We start from the raw sequence: 18,131 nt of genomic DNA on the forward strand, positions 1-18,131 counted from the left end.
TAAATTCCGCACCAAGAGCGGTAGAATCCGGGGTTTTCCGTACAACCCCGTGGAGTGATGGCATGGCGGACGTAAAAAAGGTCGTACTGGCGTATTCCGGCGGCCTTGATACTTCGGTGATTCTCAAGTGGCTGCAAGATACCTACGACTGTGAAGTGGTGACGTTCACCGCCGATCTGGGTCAGGGCGAAGAGGTCGAGCCGGCCCGCGCCAAGGCTCAGGCCATGGGCGTCAAAGAGATCTACATCGATGACCTGCGCGAAGAGTTCGTCCGAGACTTCGTGTTCCCGATGTTCCGCGCCAACACCGTCTACGAAGGCGAGTACCTGCTGGGTACTTCCATCGCCCGTCCGCTGATCGCCAAGCGCCTGATCGAAATCGCCAACGAAACCGGCGCCGACGCCATTTCCCATGGCGCTACCGGCAAGGGTAACGACCAGGTTCGTTTCGAGCTGGGCGCCTACGCGCTGAAGCCGGGCGTCAAGGTCATTGCTCCATGGCGCGAGTGGGACCTGCTGTCCCGCGAGAAGCTGATGGACTACGCCGAGAAGCACGCCATCCCGATCGAGCGTCATGGCAAGAAGAAGTCGCCGTACTCGATGGATGCAAACCTGCTGCACATTTCCTACGAAGGCGGTGTCCTGGAAGATACCTGGACCGAGCACGAGGAAGACATGTGGCGTTGGAGCGTCTCGCCTGAGAACGCCCCTGACCAGGCCACCTACCTGGAACTGACCTACCGTAACGGCGACATCGTCGCCCTCGACGGCGTCGAGATGTCCCCGGCTACCGTTCTGGCCGAACTGAACCGCATCGGCGGCGCCAACGGCATCGGCCGTCTGGACATCGTCGAGAACCGTTATGTCGGCATGAAGTCTCGTGGCTGCTATGAAACCCCGGGCGGCACCATCATGCTGCGCGCCCACCGCGCCATCGAGTCGATCACCCTGGACCGCGAAGTCGCTCACCTGAAAGATGAGCTGATGCCGAAGTACGCCAGCCTGATTTACACCGGCTACTGGTGGAGCCCTGAGCGTCTGATGCTGCAAAAAATGATCGACGCTTCCCAGGTCAACGTGAACGGCGTCGTTCGCCTGAAACTGTACAAGGGCAACGTCATCGTTACCGGCCGCAAGTCCGACGATTCGCTGTTCGATGCCAACATCGCCACCTTCGAAGAAGACGGCGGTGCCTACAACCAGGCGGACGCGGCGGGCTTCATCAAGCTCAACGCCCTGCGTATGCGGATCGCTGCGAACAAAGGTCGTTCGCTGGTCTGATCGCGCCTCGTTGATAAAGAACCCCGGCACTAGTGCCGGGGTTTTTTTTGCCCATCCGAAGGTGGCGAGTGATTGTTGGGCCACTCGGTAATGATGGTTGTGTGAGTGCCGGCCTCCAGGTTTTGCAGGATCAGGCGGTTCGAACTTGGCCGCGTTACAGCATGTCGGGCCAGTAGTTCGAGTAGGACCTGGGTGTTGGGTCCGGAAATGATAACCGTCGATATTGTAACTTCAGATATTTGCGAAGCTGCGGGCGGAAGTAATAGCGGAGTTGTTGAGCTACTTGTTATGGGCGATGGCTCTTGTGTAACGTTATTGGTTTCAGGTGTTTCCGTTGTGCCCGAATGTTCATCGGGGCCGTACAGACTTTTGGTATTGAAGTTGAGTGTAAGGAAGAACAATAGCGTGAGAAAAGGCGGAAAACCGACCAGGAACCACGTGTAGATACTCTGGCTACTTTCCCCGAGAAAGGGTAACGAGGCCAATGCCGACGCTTCGATAATGCCGGCGAAGATAGCGATAGTGGTCAGCGGGCTTTTCGGTTCCTGGCTGCTCATGGTGAGATCTCTGCGTGCGGTGAGCGTTCGTCTGCCGGCTCTCGGGCAGGGAGTACAAGGGGCGCGGACGCAGTGTGCCGCAAATGGGATCCAGCAATCACAGGGTGATGGGTCTTATTGAAGAAGCATTTCAGGGGGAATTTGTTTCCTTGCGGCGTGAACGGTCTGTCACTAGGACTTGTTTGGCGAATATTAAGGATATTTCCTTCATATGTTTTTCCGTTATTCGTAGCGATATTTTCTGCGCGCGAGGCTAGCATCCAGAGATGCCTTTTTTGATCTTCAAATTAAGGTTCGCAATAACGGTAAATACGCTGCCTGTAGGAATCTTCTGTAAGAAGCTTCTTTTATTTTTGTAGTCCATGTCTGAGTGTGCGGGTGTTCAGAACATACGCCCTGCAATGAACAAGCTGACTGGGCTATTGTGCGGGCTTCTAACAAGTCGAATAGTAAAGAATGGATCTTGCCCATGAATAAAGTGCTGATCGTCGATGACCATCCGGTCATTCGCTTGGCCGTGCGCATGCTGATGGATCGGCATGGTTATGAAGTGATTGGGGAAACGGATAACGGGGTGGATGCGCTGCAACTGGCCAGGGAGCATTTGCCGGATATCGTGATTCTGGATATCGGGATTCCAAAGCTTGACGGGCTTGAGGTGATTGGTCGCCTCACGGCCAATGGAATCGTCATCAAGGTGCTCGTACTGACTTCCCAGGCGCCGGGACATTTTTCGATGCGTTGCATGCAGGCGGGAGCTGCAGGCTATGTGTGCAAGCAGCAGGACCTTACCGAGCTGCTCAGTGCAATCAAGGCCGTGCTCTCGGGCTACAGCTACTTTCCCAACCAGGCGCTGCACTCGGTACGCGCCAATCTCGGCGGTTCCAGCGAGGCGGACATGGTGGGGCGTCTGTCAGGGCGGGAAATGATGGTGTTGCAGCAATTGGCCCGGGGCAAGTCCAACAAGGAGATCGCCGACGGCATGTTTCTCAGCAACAAGACGGTAAGTACCTACAAGACGCGTCTGTTACTCAAGCTCAATGCTCGCTCATTGGTCGATCTGATCGAGTTGGCGCAGCGCAACGGCCTGGTCTGACCGCCTCCCCCAAAACGCAAAAAGCCTCCGCAATGGAGGCTTTTGTTTTTCCAGGCCCGTAACGTCTCAAAGATCGAAGTCGTAATCAGCCAGTCGCTTTTGCAAACGGCGTTCTTCCAGCAGGTTGTCGATGGTGCGGCGCTTGCTCAGATTGGTTTTTGCAGCTTCAACCGGGGTGTCGTTGACAAACTCGTCGGACGCCGGGGCTTCGTCATCAACATCAAGGTCTTCTTTTTCAGTGCTCATGAGTCACTCCGTTACAAGAGGGCCATTCGCGCTCCTTATAACGATATTCCTGAAGCGGGTAAAAAAGATTTTTTCAATCACCCTGTGAAGGTTTTCACTATGTTCTCAATCGTCGGAGGTCTTGTGCTTGTACTCGCACAAGTCTTCGATCCGGCAACTTCCGCAACGGGGTTTGCGCGCCTGGCACACATAACGGCCAAGCAGGATCAACCAGTGATGCGCATCCAGCAGATAGTCCTTGGGAACGAACTTCAACAATGCCTTCTCCACTTCCACAACATTCTTTCCAGGGGCGATGTTGGTGCGATTGCTCACCCGGAAAATATGCGTATCCACGGCCATGGTCAGTTGCCGGAATGCGGTGTTGAGCACCACGTTGGCGGTCTTGCGGCCCACGCCCGGCAAAGCTTCCAGCGCTTCGCGGGTTTGCGGGACTTCACCGCCATGTTGCTCCACCAGAATCCGGCAGGTCTCGATGACATTCTTCGCCTTGCTGTTGTACAGACCGATGGTCTTGATGTACTCGGACAAGCCTTCCACACCGAGCGCATGAATCGCGGCGGGCGTGTTGGCGACCGGGTACAGCTTGGCGGTGGCCTTGTTGACGCCCACGTCGGTGGACTGGGCGGAGAGGATCACTGCGATCAGCAGCTCGAAGGGCGAACTGTAGGCAAGCTCGGTTTTCGGCTCGGGGTTGTCTTCGTGTAGCCGGCGAAAAATCTCCAGGCGTTTGGCGGCATTCATGGATCAGCTATTTCCTTCACGGTCTGGTGTGGCCTGTTTCGGACAGGCTCGTTTGATCAGGGCCAGCAGCACGCCGAGCAGCAGCAGGGCGCCGGGTGCGAGGCTGGCCAGGCGCAGGCCGGTAATGTCCGGCCCGCTGATGGATGTCAGGTGCAAGGTGCCGCTCGCCAGCAGTTCGCGCGCCGTGCCGAGCAGCAGGTACAACACACAGAACCCACCCAGCAATGCGCAAGCCTTGCGCCATTGCCCGGTCTTGCCGAGGCTTTGTTCGACGAGCAGGCACTGCAGGGCGATCAGTTCTGGATAGATGCCGAGCGCATTGCGCATGTCCAGGCCCCAGGCGTGCAGGGCCAGGGTCTGGCACGTGACCAGGGTAGCGGCGACCAGAATGCTGGTGATCTCGCCCGCGACCCCATCGAGCCAGCGCCGCAGGGGTGTCATGCCGGCGAGATGAACCAGCACCGCCGACAGGGTAAGCCCGGCCATGGCGCTGGCCTGGAGCAGTGTCTGGCTCGCGCCGAGCAGTGGCGCCAGGCTGAGGGCTGCCAGCCAGGACCTATTCATGGGCGGGGCCCTCCGTCAGCCAGCCTTGGGCGTGTTCGTCGAAGTAGCGCAGGGCGTCCTGGATGGCGTGGATCACCGCCCGGGAGGTCACGCTGGCGCCGGCCAACTGGTCGAACCGGCCGTTGTCGCGCTTCAGGGCCCAGGCTGCCTCTGGCGTGTTGGCCTGGCTGTGGCCATCGAAACCCTGCAGCCAGCGGTTGCCAGGTTCTGTCAGGCGAGCGCCGAGCCCGGGGGTTTCCTGATGCTGCAGGACATGGCTGGAGATCACCCGGCCATCAGGGCCGATGGCGATCAACAGTTGAATGGGGCCGGCATAGCCTTGCACACGGCTGTGCAGCACCACCGCGGTGGGCTTGCCGGCCAGGGTGGCGAGATAGCCGCCCAGCAGGGTGCTTTGGGCCAGCTGCGGGTCGGGGAGGGTGAGTGGCTGTCGCAGCGGCTCGTTATCGTAGCTGCCTGCGGGCAGCACGCTGAGCCAGGTGCGTGCCTTGAGGTGTTCTTCGGCTGCGCTGATGCGTGGGGCCAAAAGCTGTTGCCAGGTGACACTGGCACCCACGCCCAGCAGCGCCAGGACGGCGATCAGCACGACGCTGCGCGCGCTCATGTCGCCTCCGTTTGGCGACGCTCCGCCCAGCGGTCCAGCGCCGGTACGCAGAGGTTCATCAGCAATACGGCAAAGGCGGTGCCGTCCGGATAATTGCCCCACGTGCGAATCAGGTAGGCCAGCACGCCCACCGCCGCACCGAACAGCAGCCGCCCCCACGGGGTTTTCGGGCCGCTGACCGGTTCGGTAACGATGAAGAACGCGCCCAGCATGGTCGAGCCGGCCAGCAGGTGCAGCAGCGGCGAGCCGTTGGAATCTGACCCCGAACCGTTCCAGCAGAACAGGCTGATCACGAACAGTGCGCCCAGCATGGCGACCGGCGCCTGCCAGGTGATCACCTTGCGTTGCAGCAGGAACAGGCCGCCGAGCAGGAAGCCCAGGCTGGCCCATTCGCTACCGCGGCCGGCGAAGTGGCCAAAGCCCGGATGGCTGGCGAACAGCTCATCGATGGTCAGGCTCTTGTTCTGGCGCAAACCGTCCAGCACCGTGGCCTGCGCCCAGGCGTCGGGGCGTTCGCCGAGGCCGAGCAGCGCATTCAGGCTGTGGCCCAGGTCCAGCGGCTGGGGCGCTGGCCAATGGGTCATTTGCACCGGGAACGAGAGCAGCACGACGACGTAGCCGAGCATGGCCGGATTGAACGGGTTGCGACCAACGCCGCCGTAAAGCTGCTTGCCGAGGGCGATGGCGCTGGCGGCGGCAATCACCGGTAGCCACCAGGGGCTGTGAGCGGGCAGGGCGGCCGCCAGCAGGGTCCCGCTGACCAGCGCGCTGCCATCGTTCAACGCGGCGAGCACCGGGCGCTGGCGCAGGCGCAGCAACAACGCTTCCGTGAGCAGGGCGGCGCTGCCAGCCAGCAGCAGATTGAACAACACCCCCCAGCCGTAGACCCAGAACAGCGCCAACACACCCGGCGCACAGGCCAGTAGCACCTGCCGCATGGCGCTGCGCAGGCGCAGGTCGGTATCAGCAACAGCGCTCATGATGTGAACAATCCGCTGAACCCGAGAAAAGCCATGGCCATGATCCCGGCACCCATCAACTCGATGGGCAGACCACGAAAAGCCAGTGGAATATCGTCATGCTGGCTGCGCTGGCGCAGGTCATCGAACAGCGCCAGCACCAGCCAGAAGCCCAGCCCGCTGCCTAGGCCCACCGCCAGGCTGAACAGCACGCCGCGCTGTTCTTCGGCCAGTTGCAGGCACAGGCCAAGCAGCGCGGCATTGCCCATCAGCATCGGCTTGAGCCCGTCGAACGCCGGGTTTTTCCGCCAGCGCTGCAAGCCATGAAGAATCGGCCCGGCGCTCAGCACGCAGAGCGGCAGGAAGACGAACAGGCGCAGGTAGCCAAGCTGCAGCGGCAGCAGGAGGTAATGGTGGAGCAGTTGCCCGAGGGTGCTGATCAGCGTCATCGCCACCAGCGTTGCCAGCCCCAGCGCGTGGACGCGTTGGCGGCTCGTCCGGTCGTCCGGGCGCAGCAAGGGATCCAGCGCCAGCGTCTGTTGCAGGACGATGTTGTTGATCAGCGCTGCGCCGATCAGGGCGAGGATCAGTTCGGTCATGGCGGTGCCAGCGGCAGGGTGCAGGACGCCATTATCCGGCAATGACGGTTCAATGAGAACGCCCCGGCGGGTGAGGCCGGGGCGTTGGTTTTACTTGATGCGCTGACCCGGCTTGGCGCCGCTGTCAGGGCTGAGCAGGTAGATTTCTTCGCCGCCAGGGCCGGCGGCCATGACCATGCCCTCGGAGATGCCGAAGCGCATTTTCCGCGGCTTCAGGTTGGCGATCATCATGGTCAGGCGACCTTCGAGCTTGGCCGGGTCCGGGTAGGCCGACTTGATGCCGGAGAACACGTTGCGTTGCTCGTCACCGATATCCAGGGTCAGGCGCAGCAGCTTGTCGGCGCCCTCTACGGCTTCGGCCTTGAGGATCAGGGCAACGCGCAGGTCGACCGCAGCAAAGGCATCGAATTCGATCTCGGGAGACAGCGGGTCCTTGGCCAGCTCGCCGTTGCCGGCAGGCGCCGACGAAGCCTGGCTGGCGGCCAGGTCTTCCTTGGAGGCTTCGACCATGGCTTCGACCTTGACCGGGTCGATCCGGGTCATCAGCGCCTTGAACGGGTTCAGCTTGTGGTTTTCCAGGCGGGTCAGGTGGTCGTTCCAGGTCAGCGGCGCGACGTTCAGGAAGGCTTCGGCCTCGGCGGTCAGCACCGGCAATACCGGCTTGAGGAAGATCACCAGTTGGCGGAACAGGTTGATGCCCTGGGCGCAGACCGCCTGGACTTCATCCTGCTTGCCTTCCTGCTTGGCCAGGGCCCATGGCGCCTTGTCGGCGATCCAGGCGTTGGCACGGTCGGCCAGGCCCATGATTTCGCGCATGGCACGGGAGAAATCGCGTGCCTCATAGGCTTCGGCGATGCTCGGCGCGGCGGCGAGGAAGGCTTCGGTCAGTTCCGGGGCAGCATCGCCCGCGACCATCACACCGTCGTTGCCCTTGTGGATGAAGCCTGCGCAGCGGCTGGCGATGTTGACCACCTTGCCCACCAGGTCGGAGTTGACCTTCTGCACGAAGTCTTCGAGGTTCAGGTCCAGGTCATCGACGCCGCGGCCCAGCTTGGACGCGTAGTAGTAGCGCAGGTATTCCGGCGACAGGTGATCCAGGTAGGTGCGGGCCTTGATGAAGGTGCCGCGGGATTTGGACATCTTCTGGCCGTTGACGGTCAGGTAGCCGTGCACGTTGATCGCGGTCGGCTTGCGGTAGCCGGCGCCCTGCAGCATGGCAGGCCAGAACAGGGCGTGGAAGTTGACGATGTCCTTGCCGATGAAGTGGTACAGCTCGGCCTTGGAATCCTTGTTCCAGAAGGCGTCGAAGTCCAGTTCGGGGCGGCGGGCACAGAGGTTCTTGAAGCTGGCCATGTAGCCGATCGGCGCGTCCAGCCAGACGTAGAAGTATTTGCCCGGCTCGTCCGGAATCTCGAAACCGAAGTACGGCGCGTCGCGGGAGATATCCCACTCCTGCAGGCCGGAATCCAGCCATTCGGCGAGCTTGTTGGCCACGGCGTCCTGGAGGGTGCCGCTGCGGGTCCACTCCTGGAGCATGGCCTGGAAGTCCGGCAGCTTGAAGAAGAAGTGCTGGGAGTCCTTGAGCACCGGAGTGGCGCCGGAGATGGCCGACTTGGGGTTCTTCAGCTCGGTGGGCGCGTAGGTGGCGCCGCACTTCTCGCAGTTGTCGCCGTACTGGTCTTCCGCCGCGCATTTCGGGCAGGTGCCCTTGATGAAGCGGTCGGCCAGGAACATTTTCTTGTCCGGGTCGAAGTACTGGGTCACCGAACGGGTGGCGATATGGCCAGCGTCGCGCAGTGCCAGGTAGATGTGGCTGGACAGCTCACGGTTCTCTTCGGCGTGGGTCGAGTGGAAGTTGTCGAAATCGACGAGGAAGTCGGCGAAGTCGCCGGCATGTTCCTTCTGGACGCCGTCGATCAACTGTTCCGGGGTAATGCCTTCCTTTTCCGCGCGCAGCATGATCGCCGAGCCGTGAGCATCGTCGGCGCATACATAGATGCACTGGTTGCCACGGTGTTTCTGGAAGCGCACCCACATGTCGGTCTGGACGTACTCAAGCATGTGGCCAAGGTGGATGGAACCGTTGGCATAGGGCAGGGCACTGGTGACAAGGATCTGGCGTGGCTCGGACATGGGGGCTCGGCTACTTTATTCGGCTAAACAGGAGGAAAACGTGATCGGCCACTATAAAGCGCCGGGAAATATATTTCACCCTGTGGACGTCCCGGCGGTGGCTCGCGGGTTAGCATAGCGGCCTGTTTTACTCAGTCTTTTTATCGGGAGTCTCCATGAGCGCCGTCACTCGCGCAGCGGTTGAAGCCGTCCTTCGTCAATACACCGACCCATACCTGAACCAGGATCCCGTCAGCGCCGGCAGCGTCCGCGCCATCGAGATTGAGGACGGCCGCGTCAGCGTGCAGATGCAACTCGGCTATGCCGCTGGCCTGTTCAAGAACGGCTGGGCCCAGGTGCTGCAGACCGCGATCGAAGGGCTGGACGGCGTGAGCGCGGCGAAGGTGAGCATCGATTGCGTGATCGAGCCGCACAAGGCCCAGGCACAGATTCCGGGGCTGGCCAACGTCAAGAACATCATCGCCGTGGCCTCGGGCAAGGGCGGTGTCGGCAAGTCCACCACCGCCGCCAACCTTGCGTTGGCACTGGCCCGTGAAGGCGCCCGGGTGGGCATTCTCGACGCGGACATCTATGGCCCGAGCCAGGGCGTGATGTTCGGCATTGCCGAAGGTACGCGGCCGCAGGTCAAGGACCAGAAGTGGTTCGTGCCGTTGCAGGCCCATGGTGTCGAGGTCATGTCGATGGCCTTCCTCACCGACGACAACACGCCGATGGTGTGGCGCGGCCCGATGGTGTCCGGCGCGCTGCTGCAACTGGTGACCCAGACCGCCTGGGACAACCTCGACTACCTGGTGATCGACATGCCGCCGGGCACTGGCGACATCCAGTTGACCCTGGCGCAGAAGGTGCCGGTCGCCGGTTCCGTGATCGTCACCACGCCGCAGGACCTGGCCTTGCTCGATGCGAAGAAGGGCGTGGAAATGTTCCGCAAGGTCAACATTCCAGTGCTGGGTGTGGTGGAAAACATGGCCGTGCACATCTGCTCGAACTGCGGTCATGCCGAGCACCTATTCGGCGAAGGTGGCGGCGAGAAGCTGGCGTCGCAGTACGGTGTCGAACTGCTGGCTTCGCTGCCGCTGTCGATGCTGATCCGCGAGCAAGCCGATAACGGCAAGCCGACCGCGATCGCCGAGCCGGAAAGCCAGATCGCCATGGTCTATCAGGAACTGGCCCGCTCGGTGGGTGCGCGCCTGGTGTTGCAGGAAGCGGCCGCCCCGGCGATGCCGAATATCACGGTCAGCGACGACTGAGTGCTGGCCCGGCCCGCTGCGCTGTTGCGCGGCGGGCTTGCAAGAACCGATCGCCCATAAAAAAACCCCGCTCGAGAGCGGGGTTTTTTCAAGCGATGAAGCAGAAGTTAGATAACTTCAACTTCTTCAGCTTGCATGCCTTTCTGACCGCGGGTAGCGATGAAAGAGACCGCTTGGCCTTCTTTCAGGCTCTTGAAGCCGTCAGCCTTGATGGCTTTGAAGTGTACGAACAGGTCGTCACCGGATTGTGGGGTGATGAAGCCGAAGCCTTTTTCATCGTTGAACCACTTAACGGTACCGGTTTGGCGATTGGACATGGTCTGTCTCCTTGGACAAAAGTTTTCCGGCTCAGGAACGCCCTGGCCGAGACTGAGTGCAAAAAGACAGAAAATTCATGGATGGTTGATCGAGATCTTGCATCGAGTAGAGATTCTCAGTGACAGCGTGCAGCACAGTGTCGGCACCTTACCGGTTTTTCTTCGAGGTGCCAATGGTCTTGCGCGGCTTTTGCACAATTCATGACTGACGGCGTCGTTTGCGGCCTGTAGCCATTCGCCACTAACGGATCGACGGCCGGATGCAGGCTAATTCTTTGAAGCGGGCGCTCGTCCCGGTAAGATGCCGCTCACCTTTTTCACCACGCTACTTCAGGACACCCCGCCATGAGCATCAAATCGGACAAGTGGATTCGCCGCATGGCGCAGGAACACGGCATGATCGAGCCGTTCGTCGAGCGCCAGGTGCGTAATGACGGCAACGACAAGCTGATCTCCTTCGGTGTCTCCAGCTACGGCTACGACGTGCGCTGCGCCGATGAATTCAAGGTGTTCACCAACATCAATTCGGCCACCGTCGATCCGAAGAACTTCGACGCCGGCAGCTTCGTCGACGTCAAGAGCGACGTCTGCATCATCCCGCCGAACTCCTTCGCCCTGGCCCGCACGGTCGAGTACTTCCGCATTCCGCGCAACGTGCTGACCATCTGCCTGGGCAAGAGCACCTACGCCCGCTGCGGCATCATCGTCAACGTCACCCCGCTGGAACCGGAATGGGAAGGCCACGTGACCCTGGAATTCTCCAACACCACCACGCTGCCGGCGAAGATCTACGCCAACGAAGGCGTGGCGCAAATGCTGTTCCTGGAGTCCGACGAGGAATGTGAAGTCTCCTACAAGGACCGTGGCGGCAAATACCAGGGCCAGCGCGGCGTCACCCTGCCGCGTACCTGAACCGACGAACTGGTGGGAATTCCGCCGCCTTGTGGCACTCCAAGAAGATGAACCGTCCCGGCGCGCATGACGTGCGCCGGACCTCGTCAGGAGCAGCCAATGAAACTCGATCCCGCAATCAGCGCCAAGCTGGCCGTGCTGCAGCCCAACCACATCGGGCTGCCGGTATGGTCGCTGCTGGCCCATCCGCATCCGGCGATGCACGCTGGCGGTGTCCCCGGCCAGCCCGACCCGGACACTCCGCAACCGCCGCAACCCGGTGAAAACCCACCGATGGAACCCGGCGAACCGACCCTTCCCGATGAACCGCCGCCCGCTCCGGTAGCCTGATTCAGCGCGCCAGCGGCCAGACCCGGCCGGCGCCCGCCAGGAAAATCCTGGCCGGTGCGGCCGGGGTTACCCGCCAACCGCCGGTAAATTCGCCGAACGCCGGCAGCAGGCTCACTTGCTCGTCGATCACGAAGCACGGCAGGCGCAGCCTTTGCCGTGCCTTGCCATGCAGTACGCAGACTGGATGCACATGCCCGCACAGCGCCGGATGGGTCGGGTGGGCCACGGGGTCGTGCTGCAAGGCGAAGGGCTCCAGCAACCAGGGTTCGTCCAGCATCTCGATGCCCAGGCTAGGCGGCGGATCGCCGGCATGCCGGTCGTGATTGCCGCGAATCAGGCGAATGTGCAACGCGGGGTGACGCTCACGCCAGGCCTGCAATAGCGCCAGGGTTGCCGGCGCGCGGCCTTGGCGGGCATGGATGAAATCCCCCAGCACCACCAGTTGCTCGCTTGGGTAACTTGCCAGCAGGGCGTCCAGCCGCTGCAAGGTTGCCGCGGTGGTGCCGCGCGGTACCGGCTGATGCTGGGCACGGTAGCTGGCGGCCTTGCCGATGTGCACGTCGGCCAGCAGCAGCGCCTTGCGCGCAGGCCAATACAGCGCGCGATCGGCGAGCAGCCACAGACGCTCGCCGCACAGTTCGATTTCATAGTGCTCGTGCATTCCGGCGACTCCCGTCCGCAGCTTTTTCCAGGTCGGCGACCATCCGTGCGATGCGGTCGGCGAGCTTTTCCGTGCTCATGGTCTCGCGCATGCCCTCGACCACCAGCGCGAAGGCCAACGGCCCCGGCCGGCGCAGCGCGTGCAGGTCCAGGCGCTGGCCGCTCATATTCAGCAACTGGCGATGCAGCCGCTCGATTTCCAGCTCCTCACGCAACACTTCATCCCGTGCCTGGCCCAGCAGCAGGTTGTCGGCGTCGTGACGGCGGAACACTTCGAAAAACAGCCCGCTGGAGGCCTGGATCTGCCGGGTGCTTTTCTGCGCGGCGGGGTAGCCGCCGAACACCAGCCCGGAAATCTGTGCGATCTCGCGAAAACGCCGCTGGGCCATCTCCCCGGCGTTGAGGCTGGCGAGCACGTCTTCGAGCAGGTTGTCGGCGCTCAACGCTGCCGGCAGGACGCTGGCCCAGTCCACGGCGGTCGGGCTCAGCAGTTCGAAGCCGTAGTCGTTGACCGCGATGGACACACTCAGCGGCTGCTCGCGACTCGCCCGCCAGGCGATCAGACTGGCCAGCCCGAGGTTGGCCATGCGCCCGGCGAAGGGGTAGAGAAACAGGTGCCAGCCCTGCCGCGAGTGCCAGGTTTCCGCGAGCAGGCTGTGTTGCGTCGGCAGCGCCGACCACGCGGCCTGCAATTCCAGCAGCGGGCGCACGGCCTGCATTTCCGCGCCGCTGAATTGCCCCTTGGCGGCGGCATCGAGCTGCTCCACCAAGGCGTCGGCCAGTTCGCTGGAAAGCGGCATGCGCCCGCCATTCCAGCGCGCCAGTGCGGCCTTGCGCGCGGTGCTGCGCCGCACATAGGCGGTCATGTTCTCGACCCGCACCAGCTCCAGCACCCGCCCGGCGAAGACGAAGGCGTCGTTGGGCCGCAGGCGGGCGATAAAGGCTTCCTCGACGCTGCCCAGGTTGGTGCCGCCGCCGCCCTTGCTCCAGAACTTCAACTGGATGCTTGCGTCGCTGACGATGGTGCCGATGCCCATGCGATGCCGTCGCGCCAAACGCTCACTGGCGACCCGCCAGATCCCGTCGGCATGGGCCTCGACCCGCTGGTAATCGGGATAGGCGCTGAGGGAGCTGCCGCCATGCCGGACGAAATCCAGCGCCCATTGCCACTGGCTGTCGCGCAGGTCGCGAAAGGCGAAGGTGGTGCGCACTTCCTCCAGCAGTTCCTGCGGCCTGAAGCCCGCGCCCAGCGCCATGCTCACCAGATGCTGCACCAGTACGTCCAGGCACAGCCGCGGCGATTGTCGTGCCTCGATATGCCCGGCCGCCAGGGCTTGGCGCGCGGCGGCGGCTTCCACCAGTTCCAGGCTGTGGGTCGGCACCAGGGTGATGCGCGACGCCCGCCCCGGCGCGTGGCCCGAGCGACCGGCGCGCTGCATCAGCCGCGCCACGCCCTTGGCCGAGCCAATTTGCAGAACCCGTTCCACCGGCAGGAAATCCACCCCAAGGTCCAGGCTTGAAGTGCACACCACCGCTTTCAACCCGCCTTCCTTGAGGCTGCGCTCGACCCACTCGCGGGTACTGCGGGCCAGCGAAGCGTGATGCAGGGCGATCAGCCCGGCCCACTGCGGACGGGCTTCCAGCAGCGCCTGATACCAGCGTTCGGCCTGGGCGCGGGTGTTGGTGAAGACCAGGCAACTGTGGCAGTCATCGATCTCCCGACAGACCGGCTCGACCAGATTCAGGCCCATATGCCCGGCCCAGGGAAAACGTTCAATTGCGGCGGGCAGCAGGCTGTCCACCAGCAGGCGTTTGTCTTGGCGACCTTCGATCAGCCGGCCGTTTTCCGGCACCAGCACGTCAAGGGCGTGGGGAAGATTACCGAGAGTCGCCGACAGCCCCCACACCACCAGTTGCGGATGCCAGCGGCGCAGGCGGGCGAGGGCCAGTTGCAGTTGCACGCCGCGCTTGTTGCCGAGCAATTCGTGCCACTCGTCGACTACCACCATGCGCAGGCTGGCGAAGTCGTCTTCGGCCTGGGCGCGGGTCAGCAACAGGGTCAGGCTTTCCGGGGTAGTGATCAGCGCGCTCGGCAGGCGCCGGGCCTGGCGGGCGCGCTCGGCGCTGCCGGTGTCGCCGCTGCGCACGCCAATGCTCCATGGCAGTTCCAGCTCGTCCAGCGGTGCCTGCAGGGCGCGGGCGGTGTCGGCGGCGAGGGCGCGCATCGGCGTGATCCACAGCACCTGCAAGGGTGCGGGCTGCGGGCGTTTGGCGGTGACGACGGGTTTGCCGGCGAAGGCGCGCAAGGCGGCCAGCCACACCGCGTAGGTTTTGCCCGCGCCGGTGCTGGCGTGCAGCAAGCCGGATTCTCCGCGGCCCACCGCCGCCCAGACCTGCCGCTGAAAGGCGAACGGCGTCCAGCCACGGGCGGCGAACCAGGCATCGGCGAGGTTGGGGCTGACTGGCATGGGCGCGTCCGGCTCGATGAGGGCTGTGTCTTCACAGACCATTGGCCGGACGCATTGGTTTTATTTCAGATTGCCCCGCAGGAATTGCTGCAGCCGCTCGCTCTTCGGCTGGCCGAGCACGTCGGCCGGCGTGCCCTGTTCTTCGACCAGTCCCTGATGGAGGAACATCACCTGGCTGGAGACCTGACGGGCGAAGGCCATTTCATGGGTGACCATGATCATGGTCCGGCCTTCCTCGGCCAGGCCCTGGATCACCCGCAGCACTTCGCCCACCAGTTCCGGGTCGAGGGCCGAGGTCGGTTCGTCGAACAGCAGCACTTCCGGCTCCATCGCCAACGCGCGGGCGATGGCCACCCGTTGCTGCTGGCCGCCGGAGAGAAACGCTGGGTACTGGTCGGCGACTCGCGGCGCCAGGCCGACCTTGTCCAGGTAGCGGCGCGCGCGTTCTTCGGCCTCGTGCTTGCTCACGCCCAGCACGCGGCGTGGCGCCATGCAGATGTTCTCCAGCACGCTGAGGTGGCTCCACAGGTTGAAGTGCTGGAAAACCATGGCCAGCCGCGTGCGCAGGCGTTGCAGTTCGTCAGGGTCGGCGACATGCAGGCCATGACGGTCATGGACCATGCGGATGTCCTTGCCGTCCAGGGTCATGCGCCCGTCATCGGGTTGTTCGAGGAAGTTGATGCAGCGCAGGAAGGTACTTTTGCCCGAGCCGCTGGCGCCGATCAGGCTGATGACGTCGCCGGTGTTCGCCTTGAGCGAGACGCCCTTGAGCACCTTGTGATCGCCGTAGCTCTTGTGAAGGTCTTCGATGGTCAGTTTGTACACGCACAAGCCCTCATGGCGACAGCAGATAACCGCTTCGGTAAGCCTCGCGGCCGGCGACGTGGGCGATGACCATCCCGGCGGTGGCCATGCGCCGTAGCGAACGGGCGTAGAGCAGGCCCGGCTGGATGGTATGCACCGGGGTCACGCGGTCACTGAGCGGGTCGATGACCTCGGCCACCAGTTGCCCGGCTTCCAGGTATTGGCCGGGGCTGACATGAAACACCAGCAACCCGCCCAGCGGCGTGGCGACTGGCTCGACGCCGGCCAGCGGCGTGGCCGGATACAGCAGCGGCGGCAGCGGCGCCGGCTCGCCGTCGATGGCGCCGAAGTGGGTCAGGTAATCGAGAATGGCCTGGCAGTCGGCCTGGGCCAGCGGATGGCTGACGTCGCCCTGGCCGCGCAGCTCGACGGTGACCGAGAAGCTGCCCATCGGAATCGGAAAATGCTTGCCGAACCGCTGCTGCAATTGCCACCAGACCAGGGTGAAGCACTCATCGAACGACTGCCCGCCGGAGTCGGTGGCCAGCAGGCTGGCCTGCACCCCGAGGTAGCGCGACAGCGGCTCGACCTGCGCCCAGGCTTCCGGCGTGGTGTAGAGGTGTTTCACGGCTTCGAAGTCGCAGTGCAGGTCCAGCACCATGTCGGCATCGCAGGCCAGCCGTTGCAGGGTCAGGCGCTGGGATTGCAGCGGCGTGTGCGCCGGGTGTCCGGCCAGGGCGCGGCGCAGGCTCTCGCGGATCAGCGCGACGTTGTGCTGCGGATCCTGGTTCAGGTGGCCTTCGATCTGGTCACCGACCAGGTCGGACAGGTCGACGAAGCGCCGGTTGAAGTTCTCGCCGCTCTGCAACTCGTAGCGGCCCAGCGGCACATCCATCAACACCTGCTCAAGGCCCACCGGATTGGCCACCGGCACCAGGACGATTTCCTGGCGCAGGCGTCCCTGGCTTTCCAGTTCGGCGAGGCGTTGCTTGAGGTGCCAGGCCACCAGCATGCCGGGCAGTTCGTCGGCGTGCAGCGAGGCCTGGATGTAGATCTTGCCGCCGGCCCGCGGGCCGAAGTGGAAACTGTGGATCTGGCGGGAAATGCCGGGGACCGGGGCCAGAAGGTCGTGGGTCTTGTGGTGCATGAAAAGTCCTAGTGAGCGGGGCCGAGGAAGGCCAGCCAACGCCGTTCGGCGAGGCGGAACAGACCGACCAGGGCGAAAGTGACGCACAGGTAGATGATTGCCGCAGTACCGAACGATTGGAACGTCAGGAAGGTGGCCGAGTTGGCATCCCGGGCCACTTTGAGGATGTCGGGCACGGTGGCGGTGAAGGCCACGGTGGTCGAGTGCAGCATCAGGATCACCTCATTGCTGTAGAACGGCAGCGAGCGCCGCAATGCGGACGGCATGATGATGTAAGCATAGAGTTTCCAGCCTTGCAGGCCGTAGGCGCGGGCGGCCTCGATTTCGCCGTGGTTCATCCCGCGGATCGCCCCGGCGAATATTTCCGTGGTGTAGGCGCAGGTGTTGAGGGCGAAGGCGAGGATGGTGCAGTTCATCGCGTCGCGGAAAAACGCATCCAGCAGCGGCTGTTCGCGCACGGCGGCGAGGCTGTAGATGCCGGTGTAGCAAATCAGCAACTGGATATACAGCGGCGTGCCGCGGAACAGGTAGGTGTAGAACTGCACCGGCCAGCGTACCCAGAAACGCCGCGAAACCCGGGCGATCGACAGCGGGATCGAGACGAGGAAGCCGATCGCCAGCGAGGCGCTGAGCAGCCACATGGTCATGGCCAGGCCGGTGATGTGGGTGCCGTCGGTGTAGAGGAAGGCGCGCCAGTATTCCTGTAGCAGTTCGATCATCGCAGTGCCTCCCGGGTGCCGACGTTATAGCGCCGTTCCAGCCAGCGCAGGGCGATGTTCGAGGCACTGGTGATCAACAGGTAGATGAGCGCCGCCACGATCAGGAAAAAGAACAGTTGATAGGTGCTTTTGCCGGCGTCCTGGGCGGCCTTGACCAGGTCGGCGAGGCCGATGATCGACACCAGCGCGGTGGCCTTGAGCATCACCATCCAGTTGTTGCCGATGCCCGGCAGGGCGAAGCGCATCATTTGCGGGAAGACCACGAAGCGAAAGCGTTGCATGCGCTTGAGCCCATAGGCCGTGGCCGCTTCGACCTGGCCGCGTGGCACGGCGAGGATCGCGCCACGGAAGGTCTCGGTGAAGTAAGCGCCGTAGATGAAGCCCAGGGTGATGACCCCGGCAGCGAACGGGTCGATCTCGATGTATTCCCATTCCAGGTAATCGGTGAGGCTGGTGAGCCAGGTTTGCAGGCTGTAGAAAATCAGCAGCATCAGCACCAGGTCCGGCACGCCGCGGATCAGCGTGGTGTAGAGCTGGGCGGGGAGGCGCAGCATGCGCAGTGCCGAGAGCTTGGCGCTGGCGCCGAGCAATCCCAGGCCAACGGCGACCAGCAGCGACATGAAAGACAGTTTCAGGGTCATCCAGGTGCCCTGCCACAACAGTGGGCCGAAGCCCTTCAGGCTGAACGCCGAAAGCCCGAGCAGCGCAAGCAGATCGTCGAACATGAAGCGAACCCTTGGGG

General features: G+C 63.0%; 20 protein-coding genes. 5 read left to right on the forward strand and 15 right to left on the reverse strand.

The window, feature by feature from the left end; all coding sequences use genetic code 11:
- Positions 1 to 62: 62 nt before the first annotated feature.
- Positions 63 to 1,280: an argininosuccinate synthase gene (locus tag HWV67_RS18715; RefSeq protein ID WP_095154896.1), complete on the forward strand. Its 1,218-nt coding sequence runs from the start codon at positions 63 to 65 to the stop codon at positions 1,278 to 1,280.
- A 29-nt stretch (positions 1,281 to 1,309) separates the two neighbouring features.
- Here the strand turns inward: HWV67_RS18715 and HWV67_RS31780 are convergent, their stop codons facing one another.
- On the reverse strand, positions 1,310 to 1,837 hold the full coding sequence (locus tag HWV67_RS31780; RefSeq protein ID WP_256680149.1) for a hypothetical protein: 528 nt from the start codon (positions 1,835 to 1,837) through the stop codon (positions 1,310 to 1,312).
- A 469-nt stretch (positions 1,838 to 2,306) separates the two neighbouring features.
- Here HWV67_RS31780 and HWV67_RS18725 point away from each other — a divergent pair, with 469 nt between their 5' ends.
- The gene (locus HWV67_RS18725; RefSeq protein ID WP_095154897.1) at positions 2,307 to 2,933 is read left to right on the forward strand and encodes a response regulator transcription factor; all 627 of its coding nucleotides are present in this window, start codon (positions 2,307 to 2,309) and stop codon (positions 2,931 to 2,933) included.
- Positions 2,934 to 2,999: 66 nt separating this feature from the next.
- Here the strand turns inward: HWV67_RS18725 and HWV67_RS18730 are convergent, their stop codons facing one another.
- The 7 genes from HWV67_RS18730 to metG all read right to left on the reverse strand — a co-directional run bounded on the left by HWV67_RS18730 (position 3,000) and on the right by metG (position 8,782).
- Complete coding sequence (locus HWV67_RS18730) at positions 3,000 to 3,179, reverse strand: PA3496 family putative envelope integrity protein (RefSeq protein WP_095154898.1); 180 nt, start codon at positions 3,177 to 3,179, stop codon at positions 3,000 to 3,002.
- A 105-nt stretch (positions 3,180 to 3,284) separates the two neighbouring features.
- On the reverse strand, positions 3,285 to 3,923 hold the full coding sequence (gene nth, locus HWV67_RS18735) for an endonuclease III (RefSeq protein WP_175652306.1): 639 nt from the start codon (positions 3,921 to 3,923) through the stop codon (positions 3,285 to 3,287).
- A 3-nt stretch (positions 3,924 to 3,926) separates the two neighbouring features.
- Positions 3,927 to 4,487, reverse strand: coding sequence for an Rnf-Nqr domain containing protein (locus HWV67_RS18740; RefSeq protein WP_175652307.1), 561 nt, complete (start codon positions 4,485 to 4,487; stop codon positions 3,927 to 3,929).
- Entirely contained in the window at positions 4,480 to 5,091 is a 612-nt protein-coding gene (locus HWV67_RS18745; protein ID WP_175652308.1) for an RnfABCDGE type electron transport complex subunit G, read from the reverse strand. The genes HWV67_RS18740 and HWV67_RS18745 overlap by 8 nt, the downstream gene beginning before the upstream one ends.
- On the reverse strand, positions 5,088 to 6,071 hold the full coding sequence (locus tag HWV67_RS18750; RefSeq protein WP_175652309.1) for an RnfABCDGE type electron transport complex subunit D: 984 nt from the start codon (positions 6,069 to 6,071) through the stop codon (positions 5,088 to 5,090). Before HWV67_RS18750 ends, HWV67_RS18745 begins: the two co-directional genes overlap by 4 nt.
- Complete coding sequence (locus HWV67_RS18755; protein ID WP_175652310.1) at positions 6,068 to 6,649, reverse strand: Rnf-Nqr domain containing protein; 582 nt, start codon at positions 6,647 to 6,649, stop codon at positions 6,068 to 6,070. The genes HWV67_RS18750 and HWV67_RS18755 overlap by 4 nt, the downstream gene beginning before the upstream one ends.
- A 90-nt stretch (positions 6,650 to 6,739) precedes the next feature.
- Positions 6,740 to 8,782, reverse strand: a complete 2,043-nt coding sequence (gene metG, locus HWV67_RS18760; protein ID WP_175652311.1) for a methionine--tRNA ligase — start codon at positions 8,780 to 8,782, stop codon at positions 6,740 to 6,742.
- 155 nt (positions 8,783 to 8,937) lie between these two features.
- Between metG and apbC the strand changes: the two genes are divergently transcribed.
- Positions 8,938 to 10,032: an iron-sulfur cluster carrier protein ApbC gene (apbC, locus tag HWV67_RS18765; RefSeq protein ID WP_175652312.1), complete on the forward strand. Its 1,095-nt coding sequence runs from the start codon at positions 8,938 to 8,940 to the stop codon at positions 10,030 to 10,032.
- A 107-nt stretch (positions 10,033 to 10,139) separates the two neighbouring features.
- On the opposite strand, the gene HWV67_RS18770 is transcribed toward apbC, so the two are convergent.
- A complete protein-coding gene (locus tag HWV67_RS18770) occupies positions 10,140 to 10,349 on the reverse strand; it encodes a cold-shock protein (protein WP_010221054.1) in 210 nt (69 codons plus the stop codon).
- Between the two features lie 345 nt (positions 10,350 to 10,694).
- Between HWV67_RS18770 and dcd the strand changes: the two genes are divergently transcribed.
- Both dcd and HWV67_RS18780 read left to right on the forward strand, forming a co-directional pair.
- Positions 10,695 to 11,261, forward strand: a complete 567-nt coding sequence (gene dcd, locus HWV67_RS18775) for a dCTP deaminase (RefSeq protein ID WP_042122772.1) — start codon at positions 10,695 to 10,697, stop codon at positions 11,259 to 11,261.
- 99 nt (positions 11,262 to 11,360) lie between these two features.
- The gene (locus HWV67_RS18780) at positions 11,361 to 11,591 is read left to right on the forward strand and encodes a hypothetical protein (protein WP_095154905.1); all 231 of its coding nucleotides are present in this window, start codon (positions 11,361 to 11,363) and stop codon (positions 11,589 to 11,591) included.
- 1 nt (position 11,592) lies between these two features.
- On the opposite strand, the gene pdeM is transcribed toward HWV67_RS18780, so the two are convergent.
- From pdeM to HWV67_RS18810, 6 genes are read right to left on the reverse strand one after another with little or no spacing between them, the layout of a single operon-like run.
- A complete protein-coding gene (gene pdeM / locus HWV67_RS18785) occupies positions 11,593 to 12,252 on the reverse strand; it encodes a ligase-associated DNA damage response endonuclease PdeM (protein WP_175652313.1) in 660 nt (219 codons plus the stop codon).
- Entirely contained in the window at positions 12,236 to 14,719 is a 2,484-nt protein-coding gene (locus tag HWV67_RS18790) for a ligase-associated DNA damage response DEXH box helicase (protein WP_175652314.1), read from the reverse strand. The genes pdeM and HWV67_RS18790 overlap by 17 nt, the downstream gene beginning before the upstream one ends.
- A gap of 60 nt (positions 14,720 to 14,779) precedes the next feature.
- Positions 14,780 to 15,544, reverse strand: a complete 765-nt coding sequence (locus tag HWV67_RS18795; protein WP_175652315.1) for an ABC transporter ATP-binding protein — start codon at positions 15,542 to 15,544, stop codon at positions 14,780 to 14,782.
- 10 nt (positions 15,545 to 15,554) lie between these two features.
- Positions 15,555 to 16,670 carry a succinylglutamate desuccinylase/aspartoacylase family protein gene (locus HWV67_RS18800; RefSeq protein WP_175652316.1) on the reverse strand — a complete coding sequence of 372 codons (1,116 nt, stop codon included), beginning with the start codon at positions 16,668 to 16,670 and terminating at the stop codon, positions 15,555 to 15,557.
- An 8-nt stretch (positions 16,671 to 16,678) separates the two neighbouring features.
- Complete coding sequence (locus HWV67_RS18805) at positions 16,679 to 17,389, reverse strand: ABC transporter permease (RefSeq protein ID WP_095154909.1); 711 nt, start codon at positions 17,387 to 17,389, stop codon at positions 16,679 to 16,681.
- Complete coding sequence (locus tag HWV67_RS18810) at positions 17,386 to 18,114, reverse strand: ABC transporter permease (RefSeq protein ID WP_095154910.1); 729 nt, start codon at positions 18,112 to 18,114, stop codon at positions 17,386 to 17,388. Before HWV67_RS18810 ends, HWV67_RS18805 begins: the two co-directional genes overlap by 4 nt.
- Positions 18,115 to 18,131: the final 17 nt, after the last annotated feature.

The sequence above is a fragment of the Pseudomonas sp. Marseille-P9899 genome (assembly GCF_903166565.1).
In the GTDB taxonomy this organism is placed as follows: Bacteria; Pseudomonadota; Gammaproteobacteria; order Pseudomonadales; family Pseudomonadaceae; genus Aquipseudomonas; species Aquipseudomonas huaxiensis.